The organism is Pseudomonas sp. NFACC32-1, assembly GCF_900101215.1.
In the GTDB taxonomy this organism is placed as follows: domain Bacteria; phylum Pseudomonadota; class Gammaproteobacteria; order Pseudomonadales; family Pseudomonadaceae; genus Aquipseudomonas.
Window position 1 is genome coordinate 379,635 of record NZ_FMUL01000002.1, and the last position, 26,484, is coordinate 406,118.

General features: G+C 62.7%; 24 protein-coding genes. 12 read left to right on the top strand and 12 right to left on the bottom strand.

Going from position 1 to position 26,484, the window contains the following annotated elements:
* Positions 1–72 precede the first annotated feature (72 nt).
* Complete coding sequence (locus BLP99_RS05630; RefSeq protein ID WP_072430944.1) at positions 73–2,916, top strand: class I adenylate cyclase; 2,844 nt, start codon at positions 73–75, stop codon at positions 2,914–2,916.
* 1 nt (position 2,917) lies between these two features.
* On the opposite strand, the gene rnk is transcribed toward BLP99_RS05630, so the two are convergent.
* The 3 genes from rnk to cyaY all read right to left on the bottom strand — a co-directional run bounded on the left by rnk (position 2,918) and on the right by cyaY (position 4,163).
* Positions 2,918–3,328: a nucleoside diphosphate kinase regulator gene (gene rnk / locus BLP99_RS05635; protein ID WP_072390586.1), complete on the bottom strand. Its 411-nt coding sequence runs from the start codon at positions 3,326–3,328 to the stop codon at positions 2,918–2,920.
* 279 nt (positions 3,329–3,607) lie between these two features.
* Positions 3,608–3,826 carry a DUF1289 domain-containing protein gene (locus BLP99_RS05645; protein ID WP_092179907.1) on the bottom strand — a complete coding sequence of 73 codons (219 nt, stop codon included), beginning with the start codon at positions 3,824–3,826 and terminating at the stop codon, positions 3,608–3,610.
* Between the two features lie 4 nt (positions 3,827–3,830).
* Entirely contained in the window at positions 3,831–4,163 is a 333-nt protein-coding gene (cyaY, locus tag BLP99_RS05650) for an iron donor protein CyaY (RefSeq protein WP_072390595.1), read from the bottom strand.
* A 212-nt stretch (positions 4,164–4,375) separates the two neighbouring features.
* Between cyaY and lptM the strand changes: the two genes are divergently transcribed.
* From lptM to BLP99_RS05680, 6 genes are read left to right on the top strand one after another with little or no spacing between them, the layout of a single operon-like run.
* Positions 4,376–4,546: an LPS translocon maturation chaperone LptM gene (lptM, locus tag BLP99_RS05655; RefSeq protein WP_072390601.1), complete on the top strand. Its 171-nt coding sequence runs from the start codon at positions 4,376–4,378 to the stop codon at positions 4,544–4,546.
* Between the two features lie 9 nt (positions 4,547–4,555).
* Complete coding sequence (gene lysA, locus BLP99_RS05660; RefSeq protein ID WP_072390604.1) at positions 4,556–5,803, top strand: diaminopimelate decarboxylase; 1,248 nt, start codon at positions 4,556–4,558, stop codon at positions 5,801–5,803.
* Between the two features lie 4 nt (positions 5,804–5,807).
* Positions 5,808–6,638, top strand: a complete 831-nt coding sequence (dapF, locus tag BLP99_RS05665; RefSeq protein ID WP_072390607.1) for a diaminopimelate epimerase — start codon at positions 5,808–5,810, stop codon at positions 6,636–6,638.
* Positions 6,639–6,651: 13 nt separating this feature from the next.
* Positions 6,652–7,377 carry a DUF484 family protein gene (locus BLP99_RS05670; protein WP_092179909.1) on the top strand — a complete coding sequence of 242 codons (726 nt, stop codon included), beginning with the start codon at positions 6,652–6,654 and terminating at the stop codon, positions 7,375–7,377.
* Between the two features lie 2 nt (positions 7,378–7,379).
* A complete protein-coding gene (gene xerC, locus BLP99_RS05675) occupies positions 7,380–8,279 on the top strand; it encodes a tyrosine recombinase XerC (protein ID WP_072390611.1) in 900 nt (299 codons plus the stop codon).
* Complete coding sequence (locus BLP99_RS05680) at positions 8,276–8,980, top strand: HAD family hydrolase (RefSeq protein WP_072390614.1); 705 nt, start codon at positions 8,276–8,278, stop codon at positions 8,978–8,980. Before xerC ends, BLP99_RS05680 begins: the two co-directional genes overlap by 4 nt.
* 211 nt (positions 8,981–9,191) lie before the next feature.
* Here BLP99_RS05680 and sutA read toward each other — a convergent pair whose 3' ends face one another.
* The 4 genes from sutA to glnK form a co-directional block, all read right to left on the bottom strand.
* On the bottom strand, positions 9,192–9,512 hold the full coding sequence (sutA, locus tag BLP99_RS05685) for a transcriptional regulator SutA (protein WP_072390617.1): 321 nt from the start codon (positions 9,510–9,512) through the stop codon (positions 9,192–9,194).
* Positions 9,513–9,613: 101 nt separating this feature from the next.
* Positions 9,614–10,039 carry a secondary thiamine-phosphate synthase enzyme YjbQ gene (locus BLP99_RS05690; protein WP_072390620.1) on the bottom strand — a complete coding sequence of 142 codons (426 nt, stop codon included), beginning with the start codon at positions 10,037–10,039 and terminating at the stop codon, positions 9,614–9,616.
* A gap of 210 nt (positions 10,040–10,249) precedes the next feature.
* On the bottom strand, positions 10,250–11,584 hold the full coding sequence (locus BLP99_RS05695) for an ammonium transporter (RefSeq protein WP_072390623.1): 1,335 nt from the start codon (positions 11,582–11,584) through the stop codon (positions 10,250–10,252).
* Positions 11,585–11,617: 33 nt separating this feature from the next.
* The gene (glnK, locus tag BLP99_RS05700; protein WP_002555808.1) at positions 11,618–11,956 is read right to left on the bottom strand and encodes a P-II family nitrogen regulator; all 339 of its coding nucleotides are present in this window, start codon (positions 11,954–11,956) and stop codon (positions 11,618–11,620) included.
* A 414-nt stretch (positions 11,957–12,370) separates the two neighbouring features.
* Between glnK and BLP99_RS05705 the strand changes: the two genes are divergently transcribed.
* The gene (locus tag BLP99_RS05705) at positions 12,371–12,631 is read left to right on the top strand and encodes an accessory factor UbiK family protein (protein ID WP_072390626.1); all 261 of its coding nucleotides are present in this window, start codon (positions 12,371–12,373) and stop codon (positions 12,629–12,631) included.
* A gap of 44 nt (positions 12,632–12,675) precedes the next feature.
* Here BLP99_RS05705 and BLP99_RS05710 read toward each other — a convergent pair whose 3' ends face one another.
* A complete protein-coding gene (locus BLP99_RS05710) occupies positions 12,676–13,953 on the bottom strand; it encodes a sensor histidine kinase (protein ID WP_092179911.1) in 1,278 nt (425 codons plus the stop codon).
* A gap of 200 nt (positions 13,954–14,153) precedes the next feature.
* Between BLP99_RS05710 and BLP99_RS05715 the strand changes: the two genes are divergently transcribed.
* Entirely contained in the window at positions 14,154–15,644 is a 1,491-nt protein-coding gene (locus tag BLP99_RS05715; protein WP_072390632.1) for a YifB family Mg chelatase-like AAA ATPase, read from the top strand.
* Positions 15,645–15,649: 5 nt separating this feature from the next.
* On the opposite strand, the gene BLP99_RS05720 is transcribed toward BLP99_RS05715, so the two are convergent.
* From BLP99_RS05720 to BLP99_RS05735, 3 genes are all read right to left on the bottom strand, one after another.
* Positions 15,650–16,864, bottom strand: coding sequence for an aldose 1-epimerase family protein (locus BLP99_RS05720; protein ID WP_072458537.1), 1,215 nt, complete (start codon positions 16,862–16,864; stop codon positions 15,650–15,652).
* 278 nt (positions 16,865–17,142) lie between these two features.
* Positions 17,143–19,119, bottom strand: a complete 1,977-nt coding sequence (locus tag BLP99_RS26960) for a methyl-accepting chemotaxis protein (RefSeq protein WP_072390638.1) — start codon at positions 19,117–19,119, stop codon at positions 17,143–17,145.
* A gap of 187 nt (positions 19,120–19,306) precedes the next feature.
* Positions 19,307–20,227: a LysR substrate-binding domain-containing protein gene (locus BLP99_RS05735; protein ID WP_072390645.1), complete on the bottom strand. Its 921-nt coding sequence runs from the start codon at positions 20,225–20,227 to the stop codon at positions 19,307–19,309.
* A gap of 151 nt (positions 20,228–20,378) precedes the next feature.
* On the opposite strand from BLP99_RS05735, the gene BLP99_RS05740 reads away from it, so the two are divergent.
* Complete coding sequence (locus BLP99_RS05740) at positions 20,379–21,779, top strand: NorM family multidrug efflux MATE transporter (RefSeq protein ID WP_072430949.1); 1,401 nt, start codon at positions 20,379–20,381, stop codon at positions 21,777–21,779.
* A 111-nt stretch (positions 21,780–21,890) separates the two neighbouring features.
* On the opposite strand, the gene BLP99_RS05745 is transcribed toward BLP99_RS05740, so the two are convergent.
* Entirely contained in the window at positions 21,891–23,564 is a 1,674-nt protein-coding gene (locus BLP99_RS05745; protein WP_072390651.1) for a putative bifunctional diguanylate cyclase/phosphodiesterase, read from the bottom strand.
* 273 nt (positions 23,565–23,837) lie between these two features.
* On the opposite strand from BLP99_RS05745, the gene rep reads away from it, so the two are divergent.
* Both rep and BLP99_RS05755 read left to right on the top strand, forming a co-directional pair.
* Positions 23,838–25,847 carry a DNA helicase Rep gene (gene rep / locus BLP99_RS05750; RefSeq protein ID WP_072390655.1) on the top strand — a complete coding sequence of 670 codons (2,010 nt, stop codon included), beginning with the start codon at positions 23,838–23,840 and terminating at the stop codon, positions 25,845–25,847.
* 54 nt (positions 25,848–25,901) lie between these two features.
* A complete protein-coding gene (locus BLP99_RS05755) occupies positions 25,902–26,474 on the top strand; it encodes a xanthine phosphoribosyltransferase (RefSeq protein ID WP_072390660.1) in 573 nt (190 codons plus the stop codon).
* Positions 26,475–26,484 lie beyond the last annotated feature (10 nt).

Here is a 26,484-nt window from a genome sequence, read left to right on the forward strand (position 1 = left end):
CCACGCCCCGGACGCTAAACTGCCATCACCTTCGATCTCCCACGTTCGACGCCGCGAGCGGTTTGAGCCGACATGACCCGCAATCACGAAATACGCCCCGATCTGGATGAGGGAATCGACCGCAAGGTCTTGAGCCAGTTGCGCGCACGTTTTCTCAAGCTCAACACCATCCGGATGGAACGTGCCCTGGAAGGCCTCTCGCCTCGCCAGCAAAGCGTATTGACCTTGCTGCCCCTGTTTTTCCACGTCAATCACCCCTTGTTGCCCGGCTACGTCTCGAGCACGACTCCGGCAGGGCTGTCGAACTACGAACCCGACGCCAGCGTCCTCACCGAGGCCCAGCGGCTGACCCGCTCCTTCTCCTACAAGCCGCGCCACGGCAGCAACCCACCAAGGCCGATCCTCGGCCTGTTCCTGATGGGCAGCCTGGGCACGCTCGCCCAGGCGGATCAGAGCGACATGGACGTATGGGTCTGTCACGGACCGGACCTGAGCGACGATGAACTGGCCGAGCTGCGCAAGAAATGCCAGTTGCTCGAGGCCTGGGCGGCGACCCAGGGCGCCGAAGCCCACTTCTTCCTCATCGACCCGGCCCGGTTCGTACGGGGCGAAAGGGACAACCAGCTCAGCTCCGACGATTGCGGAACGACCCAGCACTACCTGCTGCTGGACGAGTTCTACCGCACCGCGATCTGGCTGGCGGGGCGTACGCCGATCTGGTGGCTGGTGCCGGTCTACGAAGAAGACAACTATGAGCAGTACACCCACACGCTGATTTCCAAGCGCTTTATCCGAGCGGACGAGACACTGGACCTCGGACACCTGGCCTACATCCCGCCGGGAGAGTTCATTGGCGCCGGCCTCTGGCAGTTGTTCAAGGGTATCGAGTCCCCTTACAAGTCCGTGCTCAAGCTGCTGCTGACCGAGGTCTATGCCAGCGAGCACCCCGACGTCCGGTGCCTGAGCCTGCGCTTCAAGCAGGCGGTATTCGCCAATCGCCTGGACCTGGAAGAACTGGACCCGTACATGCTGATCTATCGCCGCATCGAGGAATACCTCAAGGCCCGCGGCGAGCCCGAGCGTCTGGAACTGATCCGGCGCGCGCTCTACCTGAAGGTCAACCGCAAGCTCACCGGCCCGGCGCGCAGCAGCGGCTGGCAACGCACGCTGCTCGAGCGCCTGGCCAGCGAATGGGGCTGGGATCAGCGCCAACTGGCGCTGCTGGACAGCCGCAGCCAGTGGAAGGTGCGCCAGGTCAGCAACGAAAGACGGGCCCTGGTCAATGAACTGACCTACAGCTACCGCTTCCTGACCCAGTTCGCCCGCACCGAGAAAACCGTCAGCCTGATCAACAAGCGTGACCTCAACGTCCTTGGCCGACGGTTGTACGCGGCGTTCGAACGCAAGGCCGACAAGGTGGAGTTCATCAATCCCGGCATCGCGCCGGACCTGGCCGAAGACACCCTGACGCTGGTTCAGTCACCCAACAAGAAAGAACCCGGGCAAAACCAGTGGGGCCTTTATAACGGCAGCCTCAATGCCCTGGAGTGGGAGAATTTCGCGCCGATCAAGCGCAGCCGGGAATTGCTGGAGCTGCTGACCTGGTGCCATCGCAACGGCGTGATCGACAGCAGTACGCGGCTGGCGCTGCACCCCGGCGAGAGCGACCTGAGCGAGTTCGAGCTGTTCAACCTGCTGGGCAGCCTGCAACAGGCCATCGCGCTGCCCCTGGCCACGGTCGACGAAGAACGGCTGCTGCATGCCAGCGTGCCCAGCGAGGTGCTGATCCTGGTAAACGTCGGCATCGACCCGCTCAAGCATCACCGCGACCTGAACATCCTGATGACCACCGAACGCACCGACTCGCTGAGCTATGCCGGTGTCCGGGAAAACCTGGTGCTGACCCTCGACCAGGTCACGCTCAACAGTTGGAACGAAGTGCTGGTCAACCGCTTCGACGGCGAGCACGCGCTGCTCGACTGCCTGCGTGACTACCTCAACGACCTGCCCTCCGGGCCGCGCCAGCCGCGCTTGCAGGTCCGCTGCTTCTGCCACAACCGCGCGCAGTTCATTGCGCGAAGGGTCGAAGAAGTCATCGAAACGGCCCAGACGCTGCTGCTCAGCAACCTCAACCATCGCTATCTGCTTCAGGTCCAGCAGCACTACCATGTGCTGGAACTGGTGCCCGGCCAGGTCAACCACATTCCCCTGGCCAGCCTCTCGGCGCTGATGGATTACCTGGGTGAAGAGCTGGCCGCCTACAGTCCGCTGCACCTGGACTCGATGGCCCTGGAAGATCATGACCTGGCACTGGTCCTGCCCATGGGCCAACCCGAGTGCATCCAGGTGTTCTACCGGGTCAACGAGGACGACGCCGACCTGTACGTGCTCGACGAACTCAACGCCCTGTGGCAGCAGCGCCTGCCCTATCACGACGAGCAAAGCCTGCTGGTGCCGCTGCAACGCTTCCTGCAATCGGTGCTGTACCGCCGCGACGCCCTGCTGCCAATGGATGCCGCCCAGCCGTTGAACCTGGAAACCCTGTATTACCAGTTGCTGCCCTCGGGCAACGGACGGGCGCGGCGGATCGAGGCACGCCAGGCTCCGCAGACACCGGTGAACAAACCGTTCTATGACGTACAGGCCATCATCGGCAAAGCGGCCCATGGCCAGGTGCACGTCACCCTGTACTGCAACCAGCAGGAGTTCTCGGAACTGGAACACGGCGACCAGCTGTTCCGCGTGGTTGCCGGGGAAATCGTCGGCCAGCGCCGCGAGGCCGAACGCTATCGCTGCTACATCACCGACCTGGACCTCTCGGGCCTGGTGGGTGACGGTGCCTGCTCGAGCAATCTGTACCTGCGCTACAAGGCCGACCTGGAACGCGCCCTGAACGAGGCGCTGACCCTGGTCTGAATCAGAGGTGGAAATCGCCGCCCGCTTCGGGCTGGTATTCCACGGCCAGCAATGTCAGCTTCAGGGTCTTGCCGCCCGGCGCCGGCCAGTCGATGTGCTGGCCCACCTTCAGGCCCAGCAGCGCGCTGCCTACCGGCGCCAGGATCGAGACCTTGCCTTCATCGGCATTCGCGTCCTGTGGATAGACCAGCGTCAGGCGATAGTCCTTGCCGCTGCCTTCCTCGCGGCAATGCACACGCGAATTCATCGTCACGACGTCGGCGGGCACGTCTTCATGGCCCACCAGGGTCTCGGCGCGATCCAGTTCGGTCTGCAACGCGATCACGCCCGGGAGCGTTTCGTCCAGGCTGTCGATCAGACGCTCCAGACGCTGAACGTCCAGGCGGGTAAGGGTGATGGAAGGTGCGGTCATGATCCAGGCAGACTCCTTTCTTCTGCACGAAAAAAGCAAAACCCCGCCACAGGAAGACGGGGTTTTCACGGGCCTCGGCAAGGTGAGGCATAGCCGGACACTAACACAGCTCAATAAATATACAAGTCGGGGGGCTGGCACACCCAACTGTGGCGTGAGGATTTATCCCAGCTGGGCTGTGCAGCCCTGAACTTGCCTGCCCGATCGACCTGCCTGGCTGCGTTCAGTCTTTCGGGCTGCTTGGCAACCAGCGGGGATAAATCCCCTCGCCACGGATGGTTACACCTGAGGTTTGCGCCTGGCCGCCTCGGCACAGATGACCCGACGCCGCTCATCATCGGCCGAGCGCCACTCGCGGATATCCTCCACATGACGAAAGCATCCGAGGCAGACCTTTTGCTCGTCAAGTCGACAAAGGCTGATGCACGGCGACGGCACGGCGGGGCTGACGTTGCTGTAGAGCGGCTTGGGTGGCCGAACCGGGGCAGTCTGGCTCACGCGATCACAAGCCTTCGAAGTCGAATTCCACACCAGCCTGCTGCTTAACGATGCGTTCGAGCATCTCGCCCAGTTGCTCTTCGCTCTTGTCGCACAGCCAGCGTCCGCTCTCCTCGTCGTAGTCGAAGTGGAAGCCACCCGAGACCGCCGCCAGCCAAAGCTGGCGCAGTGGCTCCTGGCGACTGAAAATCAATTGGGTACCGTTTTCGAACTTGACAGTCAGCACGCCGGCGGAGCTTTCCAGGTCGATATCCAGCTCGCTGTCTTCGAATACATCCTCCAGGGTTTGCTGGGTCGCATCGACCAGATCGTGGAAACGGGCTTCAGTCAAACTCATTGCGGCAACCTCGAAAATGTCTGCTTATGCTCAAGCGCCGCAAGATACGGGCGCTTCCCGACGATTGCAAAGGATATACCGACCAACGACAACCGCAGCCACCGCAATCGATAACGGCGCCAGCCCCGCCGGACGGGAGGCCCGTTGCATAGGCAAGCCGCCGGGTGGCCGGTATACTCCGGCGCAATTAACGCATTTTCAAGGATTTCGCCATGAAGCGCCTGATCTCTTCCCTTGCTGCGCTCGTCGCGGTTGCCTGCCTTGTGACAGCCTGTGGTCAAAAAGGTCCGCTGTACCTGCCCGACGACAGCAAGTCTCCCGAAGAGCAGGCCAAGTCGTCACAATCCAGGTCCCACTCCCACGACACCCAGACCACTTACTAAGGGATTGCCATGGACGCTTTTAACTACCGTGGCGGGGAGCTGTTCGCGGAAGGGGTTGCCCTGTCTGCGATCGCCGAACGTTTCGGCACGCCGACCTATGTCTATTCCCGTGCCCACATAGAAGCGCAATACCGGACCTTCGCCGACGCCCTCGTCGGCATGCCGCACCTGGTGTGCTTCGCCGTCAAGGCCAACTCCAACCTGGGCGTGCTCAACGTCCTGGCACGCCTGGGCGCCGGCTTCGACATCGTCTCCGGTGGCGAGCTCGAACGCGTCCTGGCCGCAGGCGGCAGTGCCGACAAGATCGTGTTCTCCGGCGTCGGCAAGACCCGCGAAGACATGCGCCGCGCCCTGGAAGTCGGCGTGCACTGCTTCAACATCGAATCCACCGACGAGCTCGAACGCTTGCAGCTTGTCGCCGCCGAACTGGGTGTGCGCGCGCCGATTTCCCTGCGCGTGAACCCGGACGTCGACGCCGGCACCCACCCGTACATCTCCACCGGCCTGAAGGAAAACAAGTTCGGCATCGCCATTGCCGACGCCGAAGACGTGTACGTGCGCGCCGCCCAACTGCCGAACCTGGAAGTGCTGGGCGTCGACTGCCACATCGGCTCGCAGCTGACCACCCTGGAGCCCTTCATCGATGCCCTCGACCGCCTGCTGGCATTGGTCGACCGCCTCGGCGACTGCGGCATCTACCTGCGCCATATCGACCTGGGCGGCGGTGTCGGCGTGCGCTACCGCGACGAAGAGCCGCCCTTGGTGGCCGACTACATCAAGGCCGTGCGCGAGCGCCTCGAAGGCCGCGACCTGGCACTGATGTTCGAGCCTGGTCGGTACATCGTGGCCAACGCCGGCGTGCTGCTGACCCAGGTCGAATACCTCAAGCACACCGAGCACAAGGACTTCGCCATCGTCGACGCGGCCATGAACGACCTGATCCGCCCGGCGCTGTACCAGGCCTGGATGGACGTGTCCGCGGTTCGCCCACGCGATACCGCCCCACGCAGCTACGATATCGTCGGGCCGATCTGTGAAACCGGCGACTTCCTGGCCAAGGGCCGGGAACTGGCATTGCAGGAAGGGGATCTGCTGGCCGTGCATTCGGCCGGAGCCTACGGGTTTGTCATGAGTTCCAACTACAACACCCGGGGCCGTTGCGCCGAGGTGCTGGTGGACGGTGATCAGGCATTCGAAGTACGTCGCCGCGAGACGATAGCCGAGCTGTTCGCCGGCGAAAGCCTGCTGCCGGAGTAAGACCATGCTGCTGCGTTTCACCAAGATGCACGGCCTGGGCAACGATTTCATGGTCCTCGACCTGGTCAGCCAGCACGCGCACATCCTGCCCAAGCACGCCAAGCAATGGGGCGACCGGCACACCGGCATCGGTTTCGACCAGTTGCTGATCGTCGAAGCGCCCACCAACCCGGATGTGGACTTCCGCTATCGGATCTTCAACGCCGACGGCTCGGAAGTGGAGCAATGCGGTAACGGTGCGCGCTGCTTCGCCCGCTTCGTGCTGGACAAGCGCCTGACCGCCAAACGCAGGATCCGCGTCGAGACCAAGAGCGGCATCATCGAGCTGGACGTGCGCAACGATGGCCAGATCGGCGTCAACATGGGCGCCCCGCGCCTGAAGCCGTCAGAGATTCCGTTCGAAGCGCCGGCCCAGGCCCTGAGCTACCCGCTGGAAGTCGATGGCGCCACGGTGGAACTGGCCGCGGTGTCCATGGGCAACCCCCATGCCGTACTCCGGGTCACCGACATCAACAGTGCGCCGGTGCATGAGCTGGGGCCGAAGATCGAGCATCACCCGCGCTTCCCAGCGCGCGTGAACGTCGGTTTCCTGCAAGTCATCGACCGTCACCGCGCCCAACTGCGCGTCTGGGAACGGGGTGCCGGGGAAACCCAGGCCTGCGGAACCGGCGCCTGCGCCGCCGCGGTCGCCGCGATCAGCCAGGGATGGATGGATTCGCCCCTGCTGATCGACCTGCCGGGCGGGCGCCTGTCCATCGAATGGGCAGGCCCCGGCCAACCGGTGATGATGACCGGCCCGGCAGTTCGCGTATACGAAGGACAAGTTCGTCTTTGAATGAGCCAAACCCATGACCGACAAGCCACAGGTTCCAGCCTCGCAGCCCGACGAATCCCCTGGCCAGCTTCCGAATGCCGCGGCAGTGGCCGCTTATCTGGAGGCTCACCCGGACTACTTCGTCGAGCGTGAAGACTTGCTTTCAGTGATGCGCATCCCCCACCGACGCGGCGATACGGTGTCGCTGGTGGAGCACCAGATGAAGATCCTGCGCGAACGCAACATCGAGATGCGCCATCGTCTCTCGCACCTGATGGACGTCGCCCGGGACAACGACCGGCTCTTCGACAAGACCCGTCGCCTGATCCTGGCCTTGATGGACGCCAACACCCTCGAAGACCTGGTGATGAGTGTCGAAGACAGCCTGCGCCAGGACTTCCAGGTGCCTTTTGTCAGCCTCATCCTGTTCAGCGACAACGCCATGCCGGTGGGTCGCTGGGTGACCCACGCCGACGCACAGACGGCCATCGGTGGCTTGCTGACTGAAAACAAGAGCGTCAGCGGCAGCCTGCGCGAACACGAGCTGGACTTCCTGTTCGGCGAAGAACAGCGCAAGCAGATCGGCTCCACCGCCGTCGTCGCCATTGCCCATCAGGGCGTGCATGGCGTTCTGGCCATCGCCAGTCGCGATCCCCAGCACTACAAGAGCTCGGTGGGCACGCTGTTCCTCAGCTACATCGCCGAGGTCACCGGCCGGCTGCTGCCACGGTTCACCGGCTCGCTGCGCTCGGTACGCTGATGATGGAGCGGCAGCTGGACGCCTACTGCGAGCACCTGCGCAGTGAGCGCCAGGTGTCGCCCCATACGCTGGCAGCCTACCGTCGCGACCTTGCAAAAGTGCTGGGCTGGTGTCAGAAACAGAACGTCGGCAGTTGGTCGGCACTGGACATCCAGCGCCTGCGCAGCCTGGTCGCCCGCCTGCACCAACAGGGCCAATCCTCCCGCAGCCTGGCCCGCCTGCTGTCAGCGGTGCGCGGCCTGTATCACTACCTCAATCGCGAAGGCCTGTGCGATCACGACCCGGCCACCGGCCTGGCGCCCCCCAAGGGCGAACGCCGGTTGCCCAAGACCCTCGACACCGACAGGGCCCTGCAACTGCTCGAAGGAGCGGTCGAGGATGACTTCCTGGCGCGACGGGACCAGGCGATCCTCGAGCTGTTCTATTCTTCCGGCCTGCGGCTATCGGAGCTGACGGGGCTGAATCTCGATCAACTGGACCTGGCCGACGGCATGGTCCAGGTGCTGGGCAAGGGCAGCAAGACTCGCCTGCTGCCCATCGGCCGCAAGGCCCGGGAAGCCCTGGAGCTGTGGCTGCCGCTACGGGCACTGGCCAACCCCGCCGATGATGCCGTTTTCGTCAGCCAGCAGGGCCGCCGCCTCGGCCCCAGGGCGATCCAGCTGCGGGTCAAGGCCGCCGGCGAACGTGAACTGGGGCAGAATCTGCATCCGCACATGCTCAGGCACTCCTTCGCCAGCCATGTCCTGGAGTCATCCCAGGACCTTCGCGCTGTCCAGGAGCTGCTAGGCCATTCGGACATCAAGACCACCCAGATCTACACCCACCTGGACTTCCAGCACCTGGCGACGGTCTATGACAGTGCCCATCCCAGGGCCAAACGCATCAAGGGCGACGAATCATGACCATCGAGCTGATCACTTTCGACCTGGACGACACCCTGTGGGACACCGCCCCGGTGATCGCCAGCGCCGAAGCCGTCTTACGCCAATGGCTGGCCGATAACGCACCGAATCTGGGCGGTGTACCGGTGGAGCATCTCTGGACGATCCGCGAACAGGTGTTGCGCGAAGAACCGGGCTTGAAACACCGCATCAGTGCATTGCGCAGGCGCGTGCTGTTCCGTGCGCTGCAAGAAGCCGGCTATGACCAGTGGCAAGCCTCCGAGCTGGCAGACCAGGCCTTCGAGACCTTCCTGCACGCCCGCCATCAACTGGAGGTGTTCCCCGAGGTGCAACCCACCCTGGAGATCCTGGCCAACCACTTCGCCCTGGGCGTGGTCACCAACGGCAACGCCGATGTACGCCGCCTTGGGCTGGCCGATTACTTCAAGTTCGCCCTGTGTGCCGAAGACATCGGCATCGCCAAGCCTGACGCCCGGCTCTTTTACGAGGCCCTGCAACGCGGTGGCGCCACTGCGCAGACCGCCGTGCACATCGGCGACCACCCGGGCGACGATATCGCCGGCGCGCAACAGGCTGGCCTGCGCGCAGTGTGGTTCAACCCGGCGGGCAAGACCTGGGATGCAGAGCATGCGCCGGACGCCGAAATCCGCAGCCTGACCGAACTGCCAAGCCTGCTGGCGGGCTGGCATAGCCAGCGCTGAACGCTGCTTCACAGTCGCCAGAACCCTCCCCCTCCGTGGGAGCGAGCTGGCTCGCGAAGGCGGTGGCATAGCCAACATCAATGCCAGCAGAGCCACCGCTATCGTGAGCAGCTCGCTACACAGGAACTGCGCCTGATTCGGGAAATACAATAGCGCCCATGAAAAAGCCCGCGACGACGGCGGGCTTTTTCGGCAAGCAAGAAGCAGAAGCTCAGATAGGACGGCTGCCGTACTTGTTGTCGGGCTTCTTGGGCGGATCGGCGACCACATTGGCCTCCACTTCCTGCACCTTTCCGCCCCTGGCCAGGAATTCTTCCATGGCCTTGGCGAGCGCATCACGCTCCTTGTTCTTGGCCTCTACGCTCGGCAACTCGTCGATCGATACTGCTGCCTTGGCCTTGCCCTTGGCAGGCGCCGGGACATCGGCAACATCATCGTCGGCCACATCTTCAGCCGCCGCTTCCAGACCGTCTTCGGCCTCGTCTTCGTCACCTACTTCGAGGTCGTCGTTTTCCAGATCATCGTCGCTCATGTTCTACCTCATGACTTGCGAAAAGCAGATTAGTTATAGCCCAGCTTCGCCATCTGTCGAAGGCTGCCAGAAAAAATTCAACATCCACCGGCAATCGGCGGTCATGCCCCTTCACCGTACAAGGTGGCGAGGACTTTACGGGCACCGCCATGATCACGGTGCTCGCCCAGATAAACACCTTGCCAGGTGCCCAGTGCCAGTCGCCCGTCCGTTACCGGCAGGCTGAGCTGACATCCCAGCACACTGGCCTTGAAGTGCGCCGGGAGGTCGTCCAGGCCTTCGTCGTTGTGCTCATAGTCGGCATTTCCTTGTGGGATCAGCCGATTGAAAAATCGTTCGAAGTCTCGACGTACCGCCGGATCGGCGTTCTCGTTGATGGTCAACGAGGCCGAGGTGTGCTGCAGCCACAGATGCAACAGACCGACACGACACGCCCTGAGTTCAGGCAGGCCGGCGAGCAACTCGTCCGTCACCAGGTGAAAGCCCCGGGGCCTTGCCCGCAGGGTAATCAGCGTCTGTTGCCACATACAGTTCTCCGCACGTTCGGCGCGCATTCTAGCGCGCTCTGGGAAAAAACAAAGAGCCTAATATTCCTCCTTCGATGTAAGCCTTTGACGGTAGAAAAGTCCTGTCGCCTGCATGGCAAAAAGCGCCTGGAAAACGGCCCCTTCCTTGAGCAATGACAAATTCCAGACAAAAAAATGCCCGGCAAGCCGGGCATATTTTTTTGCGTGCGCTTACAGGTTGTAGCCACGCTCGTTGTGCTGGGCCAGATCCAGGCCGACAGCCTCTTCTTCCTCGGAGACACGCAGCCCCATGACCGCATCCAGAACCTTGAGGATGATGAAGGTGACGATCGCGGTGTAGATCACGGTGAAACCCACGCCCTTGATCTGGATCCACACTTGCGCACCGATATCGGTGACGGTGCCGAAGCCGCCCAGGGCCGGCGCAGCGAACACGCCAGTGAGGATCGCACCGAGAATACCGCCGATACCATGCACGCCGAAGGCATCCAGGGAGTCGTCGTAGCCGAGCTTGCGCTTGAGGGTGGTTGCACAGAAGAAGCACACCACGCCTGCCGCCAGGCCGATGACCAGGGCGCCCATCGGGCCCACGGTACCGGCTGCCGGAGTGATCGCGACCAGACCCGCCACCACGCCCGAGGCAATGCCCAGTGCGCTTGGCTTGCCGTGGGTGATCCACTCGGCGAACATCCAGCCCAGCGCCGCGGCGGCGGTAGCGATCTGAGTCACCAGCATGGCCATGCCGGCGGTGCCGTTGGCGGCGACGGCGGAACCGGCGTTGAAGCCGAACCAGCCGACCCACAGCATGGCGGCACCCATCAGGGTGTAACCCAGGTTATGCGGCGCCATCGGCGTGGTGGGGAAGCCCTTGCGCTTGCCCAGTACCAGGCACGCCACCAGGCCCGCGATACCGGCGTTGATGTGCACCACGGTGCCACCGGCGAAGTCCAGCACGCCCCAGTCCCACATCAGGCCACCGTTGCCAGACCAGACCATGTGTGCGATCGGTGCATACACCAGGGTGAACCACACGCCCATGAAGATCAGCATGGCGGAGAACTTCATCCGCTCGGCGAAGGCGCCGACGATCAGGGCCGGAGTGATGATGGCGAACGTCATCTGGAAGGTGATGAACACCGCTTCGGGAAACAGCGCCGCCGGACCGGTCAGGCTGGCCGGGGTGACGCCTGCCAGGAACGCCTTGCCCAGGCCGCCGACGAAGGAGTTGAAGTTGACGACGCCCTGCTCCATGCCGGTGGTGTCGAACGCAATGCTGTAGCCATAGATGACCCACAGGATGCTGATCAGACCGGTAATGGCAAAGCACTGCATCATCACGGAAAGAATGTTTTTCGACCGGACCATGCCGCCATAGAACAGCGCCAGACCGGGAATGGTCATGAACAGCACGAGAATCGTGGCAGTCAGCATCCAGGCGGTGTCGCCGGAATTCAGTACGGGGGCTGCCGCTTCTTCCGCCATGGCCAGGCCAGGCATTACGAAGGACAACAGGGCTCCTAGCCCTGCGAATTTACGCAGAGTCATATTGTTTTCTCCTGGGGCGTTGGGTTTGGCGGCTTAGATGGCGTCGGTATCGGTTTCGCCGGTACGGATGCGGATAGCCTGTTCCAGATTGACCACAAAGATCTTTCCGTCACCAATCTTGCCGGTGTTGGCAGCCTTGGTAATGGCCTCGATGACCCGGTCAAGATCCTTGTCGTCGATGGCGACGTCGATCTTCACCTTGGGCAGGAAGTCGACCACGTATTCCGCGCCGCGATACAGCTCGGTGTGGCCTTTCTGCCGGCCGAAGCCTTTGACCTCGGTAACGGTGATGCCCTGCACGCCGATTTCGGACAGCGACTCGCGCACGTCGTCCAACTTGAACGGCTTGATGATGGCAGTGACTAGCTTCATGAAACTCTCTCCCGAATTGGTGGACTTGCCCCAGGAAAACAAACCCGACTCAAGTCTAAGCGCAGTGCCTGGCTTTGTAACGCGTCGTCGGCCCAAGTTGCCCGACCAGCGCCAGTTAACCGTTCCTGACGGAGCTCCCCGCTCCGTCCGCTGCACTGCATTCGTCACAACGACTGCATCAGTGCATGGGTCACCAGCCTCTAAGCAGAAACCTTGCCATCTGTGCCCAAACCCTCTGATTTCAGTCTCTTACCTGCACAGCCAGCCCGCATGACGCCACGAACCGCAGCGATACGCACAACAACGGTGCGACAGCGCCCGCCCCCATGCGCGAAAAGCGTGCATCCCGGGCTTGCGGATTGACTATAGACACTGCGTGATACACTGCCCGTCATCGTTTCCAGGACACCTGCCATGCTTGCGCCAAAAGACCTCCTCGACGCCCTGAGCGGCCACGCCTCCCGCCTCCTGAGTGGCGACACGCCCCTGCCCAGGAGTGAAATCGAAAGCCAGCTCAAGGCCCTGCTTCAAAGTGGCTTCAGCAAGCTGGACCTGGTGAGCCGGGAAGAATTCGACAGCCAGATGGTCGTGCTGGCCCGCACGCGCGCGCGCCTCGAGAGCCTGGAGGCGAAGGTGGCGGAGTTGGAAGCCAGGCTGGGCTCGGCGGCCGAGTAACGAAGACGCATCAAGGGGCACAGGCCCGATCGGCTTTTCGCCGTTCAGCCACTGAGCACCTGCCGAGCCTGCTCCGACAGCGTCACCATCGGCAACTCCAGGATGAAGAGCGCCCCCTGCCCCGGACCGGCGCTCTGCACCGCCAGGTCACCGCCCATCTCATGCGCGGCCAGGATGCAGCTGTGCAGGCCAAAACCGTGGCCGTCGGCCCGTGTCGTGAAGCCATGCTCGAAGACATGGGAGATATTGCCCATGGCAATGCCTTCGCCGTTGTCCTCGACTTCGATACGTGCCCGCTGATCACCCACGGCTTTCAGGCGAAGGACGATCCGTGACGGGCGGTCCGTCACCGACTCGAGCGCCTGCCGGGCGTTGTTGATCAGGTTGATCAGTATCTGCAGCACCTTGTGCTTATCCAGTGCCATCAGCGGTATGTCGTCGAGCTCCTGGACCAGCGTCACGTCATGGCGAGCCAGGGATCCATGGCAGATGCGGACCACGTCCTCCATCAGCTCTTTCAGTGAACCTGGCTCCAGCACGCTGGAATTGCCGGCATAGGACTGCTGGGTGGCGACGATCTCCTTGATGTGGTCGATGCTCCTGGTGAGCAGGGCCAGCTCCTTGATCATGCTCTCGCGCTCGGCCGCCAGCGATTCGGCCAGCATGCCAAGGTATTCCGGCAGCGCGCGGCCTTTCGGATCGCGGCTGATGAAATCCCCCAGGTTGTCCGAATGCTCTCTCATCAGTTGAACGACCTTGGCCACCCCCACCGCCTTCGATGCGTGCACCTTGTCGTACAGGACCTGGGCCGACACGTTGACGCTGTTGAGCACATTGCCCACGTTGTGCAGCACATTCGTCGCGATTTCCGCCATGCCGGCCCGACGCGCCGTGGTGACCAGCTCGGCCTGCGCCTCGCGCAGTTCATCGTTGACCCTGGCCAACTGCTGCGGACTGGGGATCCTCAGCGCAGCGGGCACCAGCCGGATCAGGAGAATGGCAGTGATCACCGAGGCAATCGCCGTGACCACCTTAATCAGCGCCGACAACCAGTAGTAGGGTTGCCAGATCGTCAGGATTTCGATCAGGTGGCTGGTGCCACAGGCCAGGATGAAGACGCCGAAGGCCGCCAGCATCCAGTCGAACGGCACGTCCTTGCGCTTGTGGATAAAGTAGATGAGGGTGAAGGGGATGGTGACGTATGACAGGGCAATGAGGCTATCGGCGATCACATTGGTCCAGAGCAGGTCCGGGCGCCACATGTAGCAGTGCCCATGGGGCATGAAGCGTTTGTCGGTCAACAGCGCCAGCAGATCGTCCATGGCCGCGTCCTCCCTGTGCCTTTGAACCGACAGATGCCGATCAAATGCAGTCTAGCAGAGGCCCGGGACGCTCAGGACCGCCCGGGCCTTCGGCAACATTCTGCGAAAATTTGCGCTGCAATTGCCGCTCCGACGCACTCTGTCACGACTACCCTTCAGGAACCGCAGGACGCGGCCCTTATTCACTCAAGGAACGATTCATGTCGCTCGCCATCATCCATAGCCGCGCCCAGGTAGGGGTGCAGGCTCCCGCCGTTACCGTAGAGGTTCACCTGGCCAACGGCTTGCCGTCGCTGACGATGGTCGGTCTGCCCGAGGCCGCGGTGAAGGAAAGCAAGGACCGGGTGCGCAGCGCGATCATCAATTCGGGGCTGAACTTTCCGGCCCGACGCATCACCTTGAACCTGGCGCCGGCCGACCTGCCCAAGGATGGCGGGCGGTTCGACCTGGCGATTGCCCTGGGTATCCTGGCCGCCAGCGTGCAGGTGCCGACCCTGGCCCTGGAAGATGTGGAATGCCTCGGTGAGCTGGCCTTGTCCGGCGCGGTGCGCCCGGTGCGCGGGGTTTTGCCCGCAGCGCTGGCGGCACGCCAGGCGGGGCGGACGCTGCTGGTTCCACGGGCCAATGCCGAGGAAGCCTGCCTGGCGTCGGGCCTGAAGGTGATCGCCGTCGACCACCTGCTCGAAGCGGTGGCGCACTTCAACGGCCACACCCCGGTCGAGGCCTTCGTGTCCAACGGGCTGCTCGCCGCCAGCAAGCCATACCCCGACCTCAACGAAGTGCAAGGCCAGGTCGGGGCCAAGCGTGCCTTGCTGATTGCCGCCGCCGGTGCCCATAACCTGTTGCTCAGCGGGCCACCGGGCACCGGCAAGACGTTGCTGGCGAGCCGCCTGCCAGGGCTGCTGCCGCCCCTGGCCGAGTGCGAGGCCCTGGAGGTCGCGGCGATTCAGTCGGTCGCCAGTTGCGTGCCGTTGAGCCACTGGCCGCAGCGGCCGTTTCGCCAGCCCCATCATTCGGCGTCCGGTCCGGCACTGGTCGGCGGCGGGTCCAAGCCGCAGCCGGGGGAAATCACCCTGGCCCACCATGGCGTACTGTTTCTCGACGAACTGCCGGAGTTCGACCGCAAGGTATTGGAGGTCCTGAGGGAGCCGTTGGAATCAGGGCATATCGTGGTCTCACGCGCCCGTGACCGTGTGCGATTTCCAGCGCGTTTCCAGCTGGTGGCGGCGATGAACCCCTGTCCCTGCGGTTATCTGGGTGAGCCCACCGGGCGCTGTTCCTGCACGCCGGACATGGTGCAGCGCTACCGCAACAAGCTTTCCGGCCCCTTGCTGGATCGCATCGACCTGCACCTGACCGTTGCCCGGGAAGCCACGGCACTGAATCCCAAGGGTGAACCGGGCGAGGATACGGCCACCGTTTCCGAGCAAGTGGCCGAAGCCCGTGAACGCCAGCAAAGACGCCAGGGCTGCGCCAACGCTTTCCTCGACCTGCCAGGCCTGCGGCGACATTGCACGTTATCCCCGGCCGACGAGACCTGGCTGGAAACGGCGTGCGAACGACTGTCCCTGTCCCTACGCGCTGCCCATCGCCTGCTCAAGGTCGCCAGGACACTGGCGGACCTCGAGCAAAAGGGCCGCATCAGCCGGGATCATCTGGCCGAGGCGTTGCAGTATCGACCCTCCGCCTGACCGCGTCATGGCTTGCTCAGGTCGACCAGGGGCATCTCCCGCACCTCGGTTTTCTGGCCGTTCTGGATCGAATCGATATGCTTGAGCGCCTTGTCCACAGCGCCCTTATCCGCCAGCAGGCTGTAGTGGATCATGAACTGGCGGTGCTCTTTCGGCCCGATGACAGGCACCAGGCCCAACGGCCTCTGGTAGCGACGGTTATAGGAAAAACTGGTACCCGGCTCCAATCCGGTCACGTACCCCTGGCCTTGGGTATCGGTGTTTTTCCACAGGGAAAACACCGGGAGCGTCGCGGTGTTGAAACCCACCGATACGCCAAGGTTACCGGCCCTGTTGTGGAGGACGGTAAGCGTGTCGCCCTTGGCATCGGCATAGGGCACGACGTTATAGACAGTTTCGTCGTAGTCCCTGGTAGGCCCCCGGTAGGTTTGCCAGTCGGCCAGGTCGCCCTTGGCCTTGTCGTTGAACGGCGAGACCTGCTTGACCGGCGCAGCGAAGCGGGCACCCTGCTCGAGGAACGGCGTGCTGAAATTGCTGTGATAAAGCGCCTGGTACTCCTTGGGATAATCGCCATTGTTGGTCAGGGTATCGTTGAGCGAAAAGGTCACGCTGCCAGGTTCGGTGACCAATTCGGTCTGCACCGAGAAATCCACCTTCTTGAAGGCCTGTTCCTTCAGCTCGCCCCGCAGGGTGATCGCGTACGGCGGCTTTTCATCGATATGCAGGGTGACCTTGTTGGCCGGGATGTTGGCGGCGCGACCGTGGAGGGTCAGCAACTCGCCGTTATCCATGCCAGGGTGGCCCACCCATTCGTAGCCACAACGCGTCACCAGTTCGTTGAACCCTTCGAGCCATCCCAGTCCGCCTCGGCCGTTGAGCTCGATGAAAGCCGGGTTGACGACTTCCTTGACCGGCGAATCCCAGCCCATGCGCACATTCCCCACCGAGGCCTGCAACACATTCATGCCCCGGGTCGGGACCACAGAGAGTTTCAGGGTGCCATTGTCGATGTCGACGACGCTGACACCCTCCTGCCGCCCACCGTGCAGTGTGCGCAGGGTGACGGAAAATGGCTTGTCGGTCTTGACGCCCAGCTGCTGGCTGGTGATCTGCCAGGGTTGGGCGGCTTTGTCGGTGTCCAGCAGGACATAGTCCCAGGCCATGGCCTGGGAGGCAGCGCCCAAGGCGCCAAGGGCAATGATAAGTCGGAGCGGAGTCATGGAGATGGCCTTCTTTTTTGGAGTTGTGCGGGTTTTATAGTCTTGGAGAAACGTTTCAGCAAGACGAAAAACCGCAATCGATCAAAAACGAGGCGATGGAAAAGAGGGGGCGGGGGCAGCAGCGGGCTTACCCGCAAGGACGACGGAACAACGGGTGCCAACGATCAACGCTAACGCGGGGGGTGGTTCGCTGATCGGGGATGCAAAGATCGGCGTACACGGCAATTCCTGTGGAAGCTGGCCTGCTTCCACAGGAATGGGGGGCGTTCGGCTAAGCCTCAGCGAAACCGATCAACTTCCTGACGCAGGTCCTGGGCCAGCTTTTCCAGTTCCTTGGCGGTGATCGCCAGGTTAGAGACCACTTCACGCTGTTCGCTGTTGGCCATGGCAATGCTCTGCAGGTTGCTGCTGAGCAAGGTCGCGGTGCTGCTCTGCTCCTGGGTGGCGGTGGTGATGGCCGCGAATTGCTGGCCGGCGGAGCGACTCTGCTCGTCGATGCGCGCCAGCGCCGAGGCCACATTGGCGTTGCGCGACAGGCCTTCCTGCATCAGCAGGTTGCCCTGCTCCATGGTGCTGATAGCGTTGCCGGTTTCCTGCTGGATGCTGGTGATCATGCTGGAGATTTCATCAGTGGCCTGACGAGTACGAGACGCCAGGCTACGGACTTCGTCGGCCACCACCGCGAAACCGCGGCCCTGCTCACCCGCACGAGCCGCTTCGATGGCGGCGTTCAGGGCAAGCAGGTTGGTCTGCTCGGCGATGGACGTGATCACGCCCACGATGCCGCCGATTTCCTGGGAGCGCTGGCCCAGGGTATTGATGACCGTGGCGGTGCTGTTGAGCGCCCCGGCAATCTGCTCCAGGGAGGACGACGCTTCGTCCATCGAGGTACGACCGATCTGGGTCTGTTGCGCGTTTTCCTGGGCCAGGCGCTGGGTATTGCCCATGTTGTCGGCAATGTTCGCCGACGTTGCACTGAACTCCTCCACCGCACCGGCCATGCTGGTGATCTCGCCCGACTGCTGCTCCATACCCTCATACGCACCGCTGGACAGACCGGACAGGGCCTGGGCGCGGCTGTTGACTTCATGGGAGGCCTTGCGGATGTGCTCGACCATGGTCGACAGGGCCTGGCTCATCTGATTGAAAGCCCGGGACAGCTGACCGATTTCGTCGTGGCTCGATACGTTCAAGCGCACACTCAGATCACCGGCTCCCAAGGCTTCCGCCTGGCGTACCAGATCCCCCAGCGGCGCCAGCTTGCTGCGCAGCAGCCATACCGCCGCACCAACAGCCAGCAGCATCGCCAGCAGGCTGCCGATGGCCAACTGGGTGCCCACGCTCCAGGTCACCGCGTTGATCTCGGTTTTCGGCATGCTCGCCACGACGGCCCAGGGCCCGCCTTCGAACGGCACGGCAACGCTGTAGAACGTCTCGGCGCTATCGCTCCAGAACTCACCCTTGCCCGGCGTCTTGACCAGCTTCTGGATCGTCGTGCTCGCCTGGTCCAGGGCCTGCACGCCGGCAGGCGGCACCAGCCATTTGTTTTGCTCGTCCAACAGGGCCAGCGAACCGGTCTGGCCAATGCGGAAGCGCTTGAGATTCTCGAATTGCGCGTTTTGCGCGTCGGTGTAATCGAATCCTACGTACAGTGCGGCAATGATCTTGCCACCACTGTCACGAACCGGGCTGTACTGGGTCATGTAGTAGCGCCCGAACAGCAGGGTGCGACCGATGTAGCTTTGCCCACCCATCAGGCGGGCATAGGCCGGGCTGGCATGGTCGAGCACGGTACCGATGGCTCGCGTGCCGTCCTGCTTGGTGACCGAGGTGCTGACGCGGACGAAATCGTCACCGTTGCGCACGAACACCGTGGCGGTGCCGGCGGTCATCTGCTTGAACTCATCGACTTCGGTGAAATCGTTGTTCAGCACCGCATTGCCCAGGTTCAGGCTCGGGAGCTGCACGCCCGCCACTGCGACTGGCTGGTCGGGATGCACGCTCAGGCCGGCGCTGAAACGTTTTTCGAACAGGCCGGCCAACCGCTGGGTGCTTTCCCTCAGGGTGCCATGGAAAGTGCTGAGTTGATCGGCTAGAAGACGCGCTTCACTGGCCAGATGCTCTTCACGGGTGGCGAGGTTGGCTGTATCCAGCGAACGCAACGCAAATACAGTACTGCCGGAAATTACGACCGCCAGTATCACGGCAAGGGCAAGACCCAGCTGTGAGGCGATACGGGCACGGGGTTGAGACATGACGGCTCCTGGACGAGTGACCAGATCATCCTGATCGAGTCGCACACTCGGCTTTTTTTTCGGGGTGAAATATCGGTAAGCCCTTTCTGAACGAAGGTTCCATCTTCACGGATTCGGCGGCAAAGCCGAATACTTGAGCGCATTGGACGGATTAATGCCAACTAGCCACCACCCAAGCTTCAACGATTCAGCCCAGGCGCTTCACCGCAGGCAATTGCATGGCCTTGACCTCCCCCTGGAGGAAGTCACTGAGCCGACGCAAACGTTCACCCCCTGGCCGGGTTTTCGGCCAGACCAGATAGTAGTGCTCTCCGCTGGCCACGGCGGTGGGCCACGGCAGGCTCAGACGTCCCTGGGCCACGTCCTCGGCCACCATCAACAGATCACCCATGGATACGCCGTAACCTCGGGCCGCCGCAATCATGCCCAGCTCCAGCGTATCGAACACCTGCCCACCCTTGAGGGACACCTTATCTGACAGCCCCATGCACTCGAGCCACTTGCGCCAGTCCCGACGGTCGGGCGTCGGGTGCAGCAATTCGACACTGGCCAGCCGTTGCGCATCCCAGGGTCGATCGCTTCCCAGGTTCGGCGCGCCTACCGGAATCAACTCCTCGGGGAAAAGGAAACTGGCCTCCCAATCCGCTGGAAAATGCCCATTACCCAGGAGCACCGCGCAATCGAAGGGTTCGGTGTTGAAGTCCACGGAGTCGACGTCCATCCAGGCGCTGGTCAACTGCACCTCATTGCCAGGCTGCAGATGTCGAAAGCGACTCAGGCGCGCCAGCAACCAGCGCATGGTCAGGGTCGAGGGCGCCTTCATGCGCAGGATGCCGTCCTCCCCGTGCAGGGTGTGGCAGGCCCGCTCCAGCGCCATGAAGCCTTCGCGCACGCCTGGCAACAGCAACCGCGCCGCTTCGGTCAGTTGCAGGTTGCGACCACTGCGCTGGAACAATCGACAGGCAAAGTGCTCCTCGAGGGTGCGGACATGCCGGCTGACCGCACTCTGGGTGATCGACAGCTCTTGCGCCGCCCGGGTGAACGAGCTGTATCGCGCCGCCGCTTCGAATGCCCGCAGCGCATACAGGGGAGGAAGACGACGGGACATGAGAAAAGCTCCGGGGATGAGTCCTGCACCTTAGCAAATAGTTGCCCTGCATGAGTTTTAATCATGCCAGCGATCTTTTTTATCCTTTTGTGCAAAGCCCGGCAAGGGCCGAGAATCGACGCTTTACTGCCTCGTCTGGACAGGGAGTGTTATGAACATGCGGCATCCGGTGCATACCGAACTCGGGGCCATTCTGCGGCTGGCGGGGCCATTGATTGCCTCGCAGCTGGCGCATATGTTGATGGTGCTGACCGACACCCTGATGATGGCGCGCTTGAGCCCCGAAGCCCTTGCCGGCGGCGGTCTCGGTGCCGCGGCCTACTCGTTCGTCTCGATTTTCTGCATTGGCGTGATCGCGGCCGTGGGTACCCTGGTGGCGATCCGCCGGGGCGCGGGCGATGTCGAGGGCGCCACCCGCCTGACCCAGGCCGGGTTGTGGCTGGCCTGGCTGATGGCCCTGATGGCCGGACTGCTGCTGTGGAACCTCAAGCCGGTACTGCTGATGTTCGGCCAGACCGAAACCAACGTGCTGTCCGCCGGGCAATTCCTGCTGGCGCTGCCGTTCGCCCTGCCTGGTTACCTGAGCTTCATGGCCCTGCGCGGCTTCACCAGCGCCATCGGCCGCGCCACGCCGGTCATGGTCATCAGCCTGTGGGGCACGGTCATCAATTTCCTGCTCAATTACGCACTCATCACCGGCATGTTCGGCCTGCCGAAACCGGGCCTGATGGGGATCGGCCTGGTAACCGCCATTGTCGCCAACTGCATGGCGCTGGCGTTGGCATGGCATATCCACCGGCACCCGGCCTACCGCGCCTATCCGCTGCTCGAAGGCCTGTCGCGCCCCAACCGCCAGTACCTCAAGGAGCTCTGGCGCCTGGGCCTGCCGATTGGCGGCACGTACGCAGTGGAGGTCGGCCTTTTCGCGTTCGCCGCGCTGTGCATGGGCACCATGGGCAGCACGCCGCTGGCGGCCCACCAGATCGCCCTGCAGATCGTCTCGGTGGCGTTCATGGTCCCGGCGGGGATGTCGTATGCGATCACCATGCGGGTCGGCCAGCACTACGGGGCCGGGCAATTGTCGATGGCGCGGCTGTCCGGGCGGGTCGGCATCGGCTTCGGCGCGTCGGTGATGCTGGCTTTCGCCATGGTGTTCTGGCTGCTGCCGAACCAGCTGGTCGGTCTGTTCCTGGACCATGACGACCCGGCATTCCGCTCGGTCATCGACCTGGCGGTGAGCCTGCTGGCCGTGGCGGCGTGGTTCGAGCTGTTCGACGGCACGCAGACCATCGCCATGGGTTGCATTCGCGGACTCAAGGATGCCAAGACGACCTTCCTGGTGGGCCTGGGGTGTTATTGGCTGATCGGCGCGCCGGCCGCGTGGTGGATGGCTTTCCACCTGAACTGGGGGCCGACCGGTGTCTGGTGGGGCCTGGCCCTGGGGCTGGCCTGCGCGGCGGTGAGCCTGACGCTGGCATTTGAATGGAAGATGAAGCGGATGATTCGCAGTGAGGCTGGACAGCCCGGTTTCGAAGCCATTCAGGCCAAGTGAAATCCATCTCTTTGTAAGAGCGAGCTTGCTCGCGATCGCGATAGGTCTGTCACATCCATTTTGGCTGGTACCCCGCTATCGCGAGCAAGCTCGCTTCCACAAGGGTTTGTGTCAGACCACGACATCGTGTGTGGACTGCTGATCACCCTCGAACGTCAAGTACTCGACCAATTCCGGCAACGGCAACGGCTTGCTGATCAGGTAGCCCTGGACCTGGTCGCAACCGAAGCCACGCAGCAGGTCCAGCTGCTCGGGGGTCTCCACCCCTTCGGCCACAACTTCCAGGTTCAGGTTGTGGGCCAGGTTGATCATCGCGTGCACCAGCTTGCGGTTCTCTTCGCGCTGCTCCATGCCGCCGACAAAGCTCTTGTCGATCTTGAGCAAGGCGATGGGTAGGCTGTTGAGGTGCACGAACGAGGAGAACCCGGTACCGAAATCGTCCAGGGAAAAACGCACCCCCAGGCGCCCCAGGGCGTCCATGGTCTGCTTGACCAGCTCGCTGCGACGCATGACGGCGGTTTCGGTGAGCTCGAACTCCAGCCATTGCGCCTCGACGCCGCGTTCGGCGATCAGCCGGCTCAAGGTCGACAGCAACTGGCTGTCCTGGAACTGCCGGAATGACAGGTTGACCGCCATGTGCAACGGCGCCAGCCCTCGCTCGCGCAGCGCCTGCATGTCCCGCAGTGCCCGGGAAATCACCCAGTAACCCAGCGGCACGATCAGGCCACTCTGCTCCGCCAGCGGCACGAACTCACTCGGCGGCAGCAACCCGCGCTCGCCGTGACGCCAGCGCACCAGGGCTTCGAGGCCGACAATGTTGCCGCTATCGAGGTCCAGTCGCGGTTGGTAATGCAGTTCCAGCTCATCGCGACGCAGTGCCCGGCGCAGTTCGCTCTCAAGGTCGGCGAGGCTGCGGGCATTGCGGTTGATACGTTCGTTGAAGATATGAAAGGTACAGCCCTGGGTGCTCTTGGCCTGCTGCATGGCGATGTGGGCGTGCCACATCAGCGGGTCGGCGCCGGCCTGGGCGCGGGCATGGGCGATGCCCAGGCTGCAACCGATCAACAGGCTCTCGCCGTCCACCCAATACGGCTCGGCCATGGCCTGGGTGATGCGCTCGGCGATCCACTCGGCCCGTTGCGGCGCGCGGCGGGTATCGATCAGCAAGGCGAATTCGTCGCTGCCCAATCGCGCCAATTGGTCGCCGGCCTCGAGCGAACCCTTGAGGCGCGACACCACTTGCAGGATCAAGCGGTCGCCGGCCTGGTGGCCCAGGGCATCGTTGGCGTGGCGGAAGTTGTCCAGGTCCAGATGACCGAGTGCCAGGCCGCGACCTTCGTTCTCGGCCAGGCGCGCCGCCAGCAGGGTCTGGAAACCCTGGCGGTTGGCGATGCCCGTCAAGGGGTCCTGCTCGGCCAGGCGCTGCAACGTGTTTTCCAGCACACCGCGCTCGCGTACATGGCGCAGGCAACGACGCAGGGTCGCGCTGTCGAGCGTGTCGCGCACCAGCCAGTCGCTGGCGCCATCGGGCGGTGTCGCAGGTTCCTGCTCCAACAGCAGGACAGTCGGCAGGCGGCAACGGCCGGGTGCCGGCTGCAATGCCGCGACGGTCAGCAGCACGGCACTACGATTGTCTTCGAACAGGTCGCTGACCGACTCCCAGTCCGGGGCGCTGGTCAACACGATCGAGCCCGCCATGGGCGCCAGGCACTCGCGCAGTATCGCCGGCCACTCAGGCTCTTCGGCCAATAACAGCAAACGCAAGGGTTCGACAGGCGTGGACAAGCTGACTCCCTAGACTCTGCAAGGTGGTAGGCGCCGGGCATTATGACCTGCCAATCGGCAATGACCAATGTCAATGGTTCTCAAATACAGGCTTCTGGCGATTTTTTCATCCAAAAATCGAACATTCTCCGCAAATCTGCCGCAAATTCCGCATGGCACAGGCAAAACGGTGATTTGCGTCAGTTGTCGAGTCACAAGTCGGACAGAGCAGCACAATTCGCTGAGCCTGTTAAAATGCCGGCCCATTTTCGCAAACGACTCCCAGACCCCGTCATGTCCCGACTCAACCCCCGGCAGCAAGAAGCCGTGAACTATGTCGGCGGCCCACTTTTGGTGCTCGCCGGTGCAGGCTCCGGCAAGACCAGCGTGATCACCCGCAAGATCGCGCACCTGATCCAGAATTGCGGCATTCGTGCCCAATACATCGTCGCCATGACGTTCACCAACAAGGCTGCCCGGGAAATGAAGGAACGGGTCGGCGGCCTGCTGCGTCCTGGCGAAGGCCGGGGCCTGACGGTCTGCACCTTTCACAACCTGGGGCTGAACATCATCCGCAAGGAGCATGTGCGGCTGGGCTACAAGCCGGGCTTTTCGATTTTCGACGAGACCGACGTCAAGGCCCTGATGACCGACATCATGCAGAAGGAATACTCCGGCGACGACGGCGTCGACGAGATCAAGAACATGATCGGCGCCTGGAAGAACGACCTGGTGCTGCCTCCCGAAGCCCTGGAGAACGCTCGCAATCCCAAGGAACAGACCGCCGCCATCGTCTACGCCCATTACCAGCGCACGCTCAAGGCCTTCAACGCGGTGGACTTCGACGACCTGATCCTGCTGCCGGTCAAGCTGTTCCAGGACCACGCCGACATCCTGGAGAAATGGCAGAACAGAGTCCGCTACCTGCTGGTGGACGAATACCAGGACACCAACGCCAGCCAGTACCTGCTGGTGAAGCTGCTGATCGGCAAACGCAACCAGTTCACCGTGGTGGGCGACGACGACCAGTCGATCTACGCCTGGCGCGGTGCCCGGCCGGAAAACCTGATGCTGCTCAAGGAAGACTACCCATCGCTCAAGGTGGTGATGCTGGAGCAGAACTACCGTTCCACCAGCCGTATCCTGCGTTGCGCCAACGTGTTGATTTCCAACAACCCTCACGAATTCGAAAAACAGCTGTGGAGCGAGATGGGCCACGGTGACGAGATCCGTGTGATCCGCTGCCGCAACGAAGATGCCGAAGCCGAGCGCGTGGCCATGGAAATCCTCAGCCTGCACCTGCGCACCGACCGGCCCTACAGCGACTTCGCCATCCTGTATCGCGGCAACTACCAGGCCAAGCTGATCGAACTCAAGCTTCAGCATCATCAGATCCCTTATCGCCTGTCCGGTGGCAACAGCTTTTTCGGCCGCCAGGAAGTGAAGGACCTGATGGCCTATTTCCGCCTGATCGTGAACCCGGATGACGACAACGCCTTCCTGCGGGTGATCAACGTCCCGCGCCGGGAAATCGGTTCCACCACCCTGGAAAAACTTGGCAACTACGCCACCGAGCGCAAGATCTCGATGTATGCCGCCACCGATGAAATCGGCCTGGGCGAACACCTGGACAGCCGTTTCACCGATCGCCTGGCGCGCTTCAAGCGCTTCATGGACAAGGTACGCGAGCAGTGCGCCGGGGAAGACCCGATCTCGGCGCTGCGCAGCATGGTCATGGACATCGACTATGAAAACTGGCTGCGCACCAACAGCTCCAGCGACAAGGCCGCCGACTACCGCATGGGCAATGTCTGGTTCCTGATCGAAGCGTTGAAGAACACCCTGGAAAAAGACGAAGACGGCGAAATGACCGTCGAGGACGCCATCGGCAAGCTGGTGCTGCGCGATATGCTCGAGCGCCAGCAGGAAGAGGAAGAAGGTGCCGAAGGCGTGCAGATGATGACCCTACATGCCTCCAAGGGCCTGGAGTTTCCCTACGTGTTCATCATGGGCATGGAAGAGGAAATCCTGCCCCACCGCTCCAGCATCGAAGCCGACACCATCGAAGAAGAACGGCGCCTGGCCTACGTCGGCATCACCCGGGCACGCCAGACGCTGGCATTCACATTCGCCGCCAAGCGCAAGCAATACGGCGAGGTGATCGACTGCGCCCCGAGCCGCTTCCTCGACGAACTGCCGCCGGATGATCTGGCCTGGGAAGGCAACGACGACACGCCGACCGAAGTGAAGGCCGTGCGAGGCAACAACGCCCTGGCCGATATACGCGCGATGCTCAAACGCTAGAATCGATTTTTTCAACTGACCTCAGGCGTCGAAAGCGCCACCAAAGGAGGCTTCATGGAAGCCCTGCACCAGAAAATCCGTGAACAAGGCATCGTGCTTTCCGATCAGGTTCTGAAAGTCGACGCCTTCCTGAACCACCAGATCGACCCGCAGCTGATGAAGCTGATCGGCGACGAATTTGCCGCGCGGTTCAGGGATTCGGGCGTGACCAAGATCGTCACCATCGAAGCCTCGGGCATTGCCCCGGCGATCATGACCGGCCTGAACCTGGGCGTACCGGTGATCTTCGCCCGCAAGCAGCAATCCCTGACCCTGACGGAAAACCTGCTGTCGGCTACCGTGTATTCGTTCACCAAGAAAACCGAAAACACCGTAGCTATCAGCCCGCGCCACCTGACCAGCAGCGACCGCGTGCTGATCATCGATGACTTCCTGGCCAACGGTAAGGCGTCCCAGGCGCTGATCTCCATCATCAAGCAGGCAGGCGCAGCCGTGGCCGGACTGGGGATCGTGATCGAGAAATCGTTCCAGGGCGGGCGCGCGGAGCTGGATGCCCAAGGCTATCGCGTCGAATCCCTGGCCCGGGTGCAATCCCTGGAAGGCGGGGTCGTGACCTTTATCGATTGATCCGCAACCC

Excerpts from the sequence above, each read along its gene's own strand:
- BLP99_RS05630 (WP_072430944.1), top strand. The coding sequence starts at position 73 with ATGACCCGCAATCACGAAATACGCCCCGATCTGGATGAGGGAATCGAC.
- rnk (WP_072390586.1), bottom strand. The coding sequence starts at position 3,328 with ATGACCGCACCTTCCATCACCCTTACCCGCCTGGACGTTCAGCGTCTG.
- cyaY (WP_072390595.1), bottom strand. The coding sequence starts at position 4,163 with ATGAGTTTGACTGAAGCCCGTTTCCACGATCTGGTCGATGCGACCCAG.
- lptM (WP_072390601.1), top strand. The coding sequence starts at position 4,376 with ATGAAGCGCCTGATCTCTTCCCTTGCTGCGCTCGTCGCGGTTGCCTGC.
- lysA (WP_072390604.1), top strand. The coding sequence starts at position 4,556 with ATGGACGCTTTTAACTACCGTGGCGGGGAGCTGTTCGCGGAAGGGGTT.
- dapF (WP_072390607.1), top strand. The coding sequence starts at position 5,808 with ATGCTGCTGCGTTTCACCAAGATGCACGGCCTGGGCAACGATTTCATG.
- BLP99_RS05670 (WP_092179909.1), top strand. The coding sequence starts at position 6,652 with ATGACCGACAAGCCACAGGTTCCAGCCTCGCAGCCCGACGAATCCCCT.
- xerC (WP_072390611.1), top strand. The coding sequence starts at position 7,380 with ATGGAGCGGCAGCTGGACGCCTACTGCGAGCACCTGCGCAGTGAGCGC.
- BLP99_RS05680 (WP_072390614.1), top strand. The coding sequence starts at position 8,276 with ATGACCATCGAGCTGATCACTTTCGACCTGGACGACACCCTGTGGGAC.
- sutA (WP_072390617.1), bottom strand. The coding sequence starts at position 9,512 with ATGAGCGACGATGATCTGGAAAACGACGACCTCGAAGTAGGTGACGAA.
- BLP99_RS05690 (WP_072390620.1), bottom strand. The coding sequence starts at position 10,039 with ATGTGGCAACAGACGCTGATTACCCTGCGGGCAAGGCCCCGGGGCTTT.
- BLP99_RS05695 (WP_072390623.1), bottom strand. The coding sequence starts at position 11,584 with ATGACTCTGCGTAAATTCGCAGGGCTAGGAGCCCTGTTGTCCTTCGTA.
- glnK (WP_002555808.1), bottom strand. The coding sequence starts at position 11,956 with ATGAAGCTAGTCACTGCCATCATCAAGCCGTTCAAGTTGGACGACGTG.
- BLP99_RS05705 (WP_072390626.1), top strand. The coding sequence starts at position 12,371 with ATGCTTGCGCCAAAAGACCTCCTCGACGCCCTGAGCGGCCACGCCTCC.
- BLP99_RS05710 (WP_092179911.1), bottom strand. The coding sequence starts at position 13,953 with ATGGACGATCTGCTGGCGCTGTTGACCGACAAACGCTTCATGCCCCAT.
- BLP99_RS05715 (WP_072390632.1), top strand. The coding sequence starts at position 14,154 with ATGTCGCTCGCCATCATCCATAGCCGCGCCCAGGTAGGGGTGCAGGCT.
- BLP99_RS05720 (WP_072458537.1), bottom strand. The coding sequence starts at position 16,864 with ATGACTCCGCTCCGACTTATCATTGCCCTTGGCGCCTTGGGCGCTGCC.
- BLP99_RS26960 (WP_072390638.1), bottom strand. The coding sequence starts at position 19,119 with ATGTCTCAACCCCGTGCCCGTATCGCCTCACAGCTGGGTCTTGCCCTT.
- BLP99_RS05735 (WP_072390645.1), bottom strand. The coding sequence starts at position 20,227 with ATGTCCCGTCGTCTTCCTCCCCTGTATGCGCTGCGGGCATTCGAAGCG.
- BLP99_RS05740 (WP_072430949.1), top strand. The coding sequence starts at position 20,379 with ATGAACATGCGGCATCCGGTGCATACCGAACTCGGGGCCATTCTGCGG.
- rep (WP_072390655.1), top strand. The coding sequence starts at position 23,838 with ATGTCCCGACTCAACCCCCGGCAGCAAGAAGCCGTGAACTATGTCGGC.
- BLP99_RS05755 (WP_072390660.1), top strand. The coding sequence starts at position 25,902 with ATGGAAGCCCTGCACCAGAAAATCCGTGAACAAGGCATCGTGCTTTCC.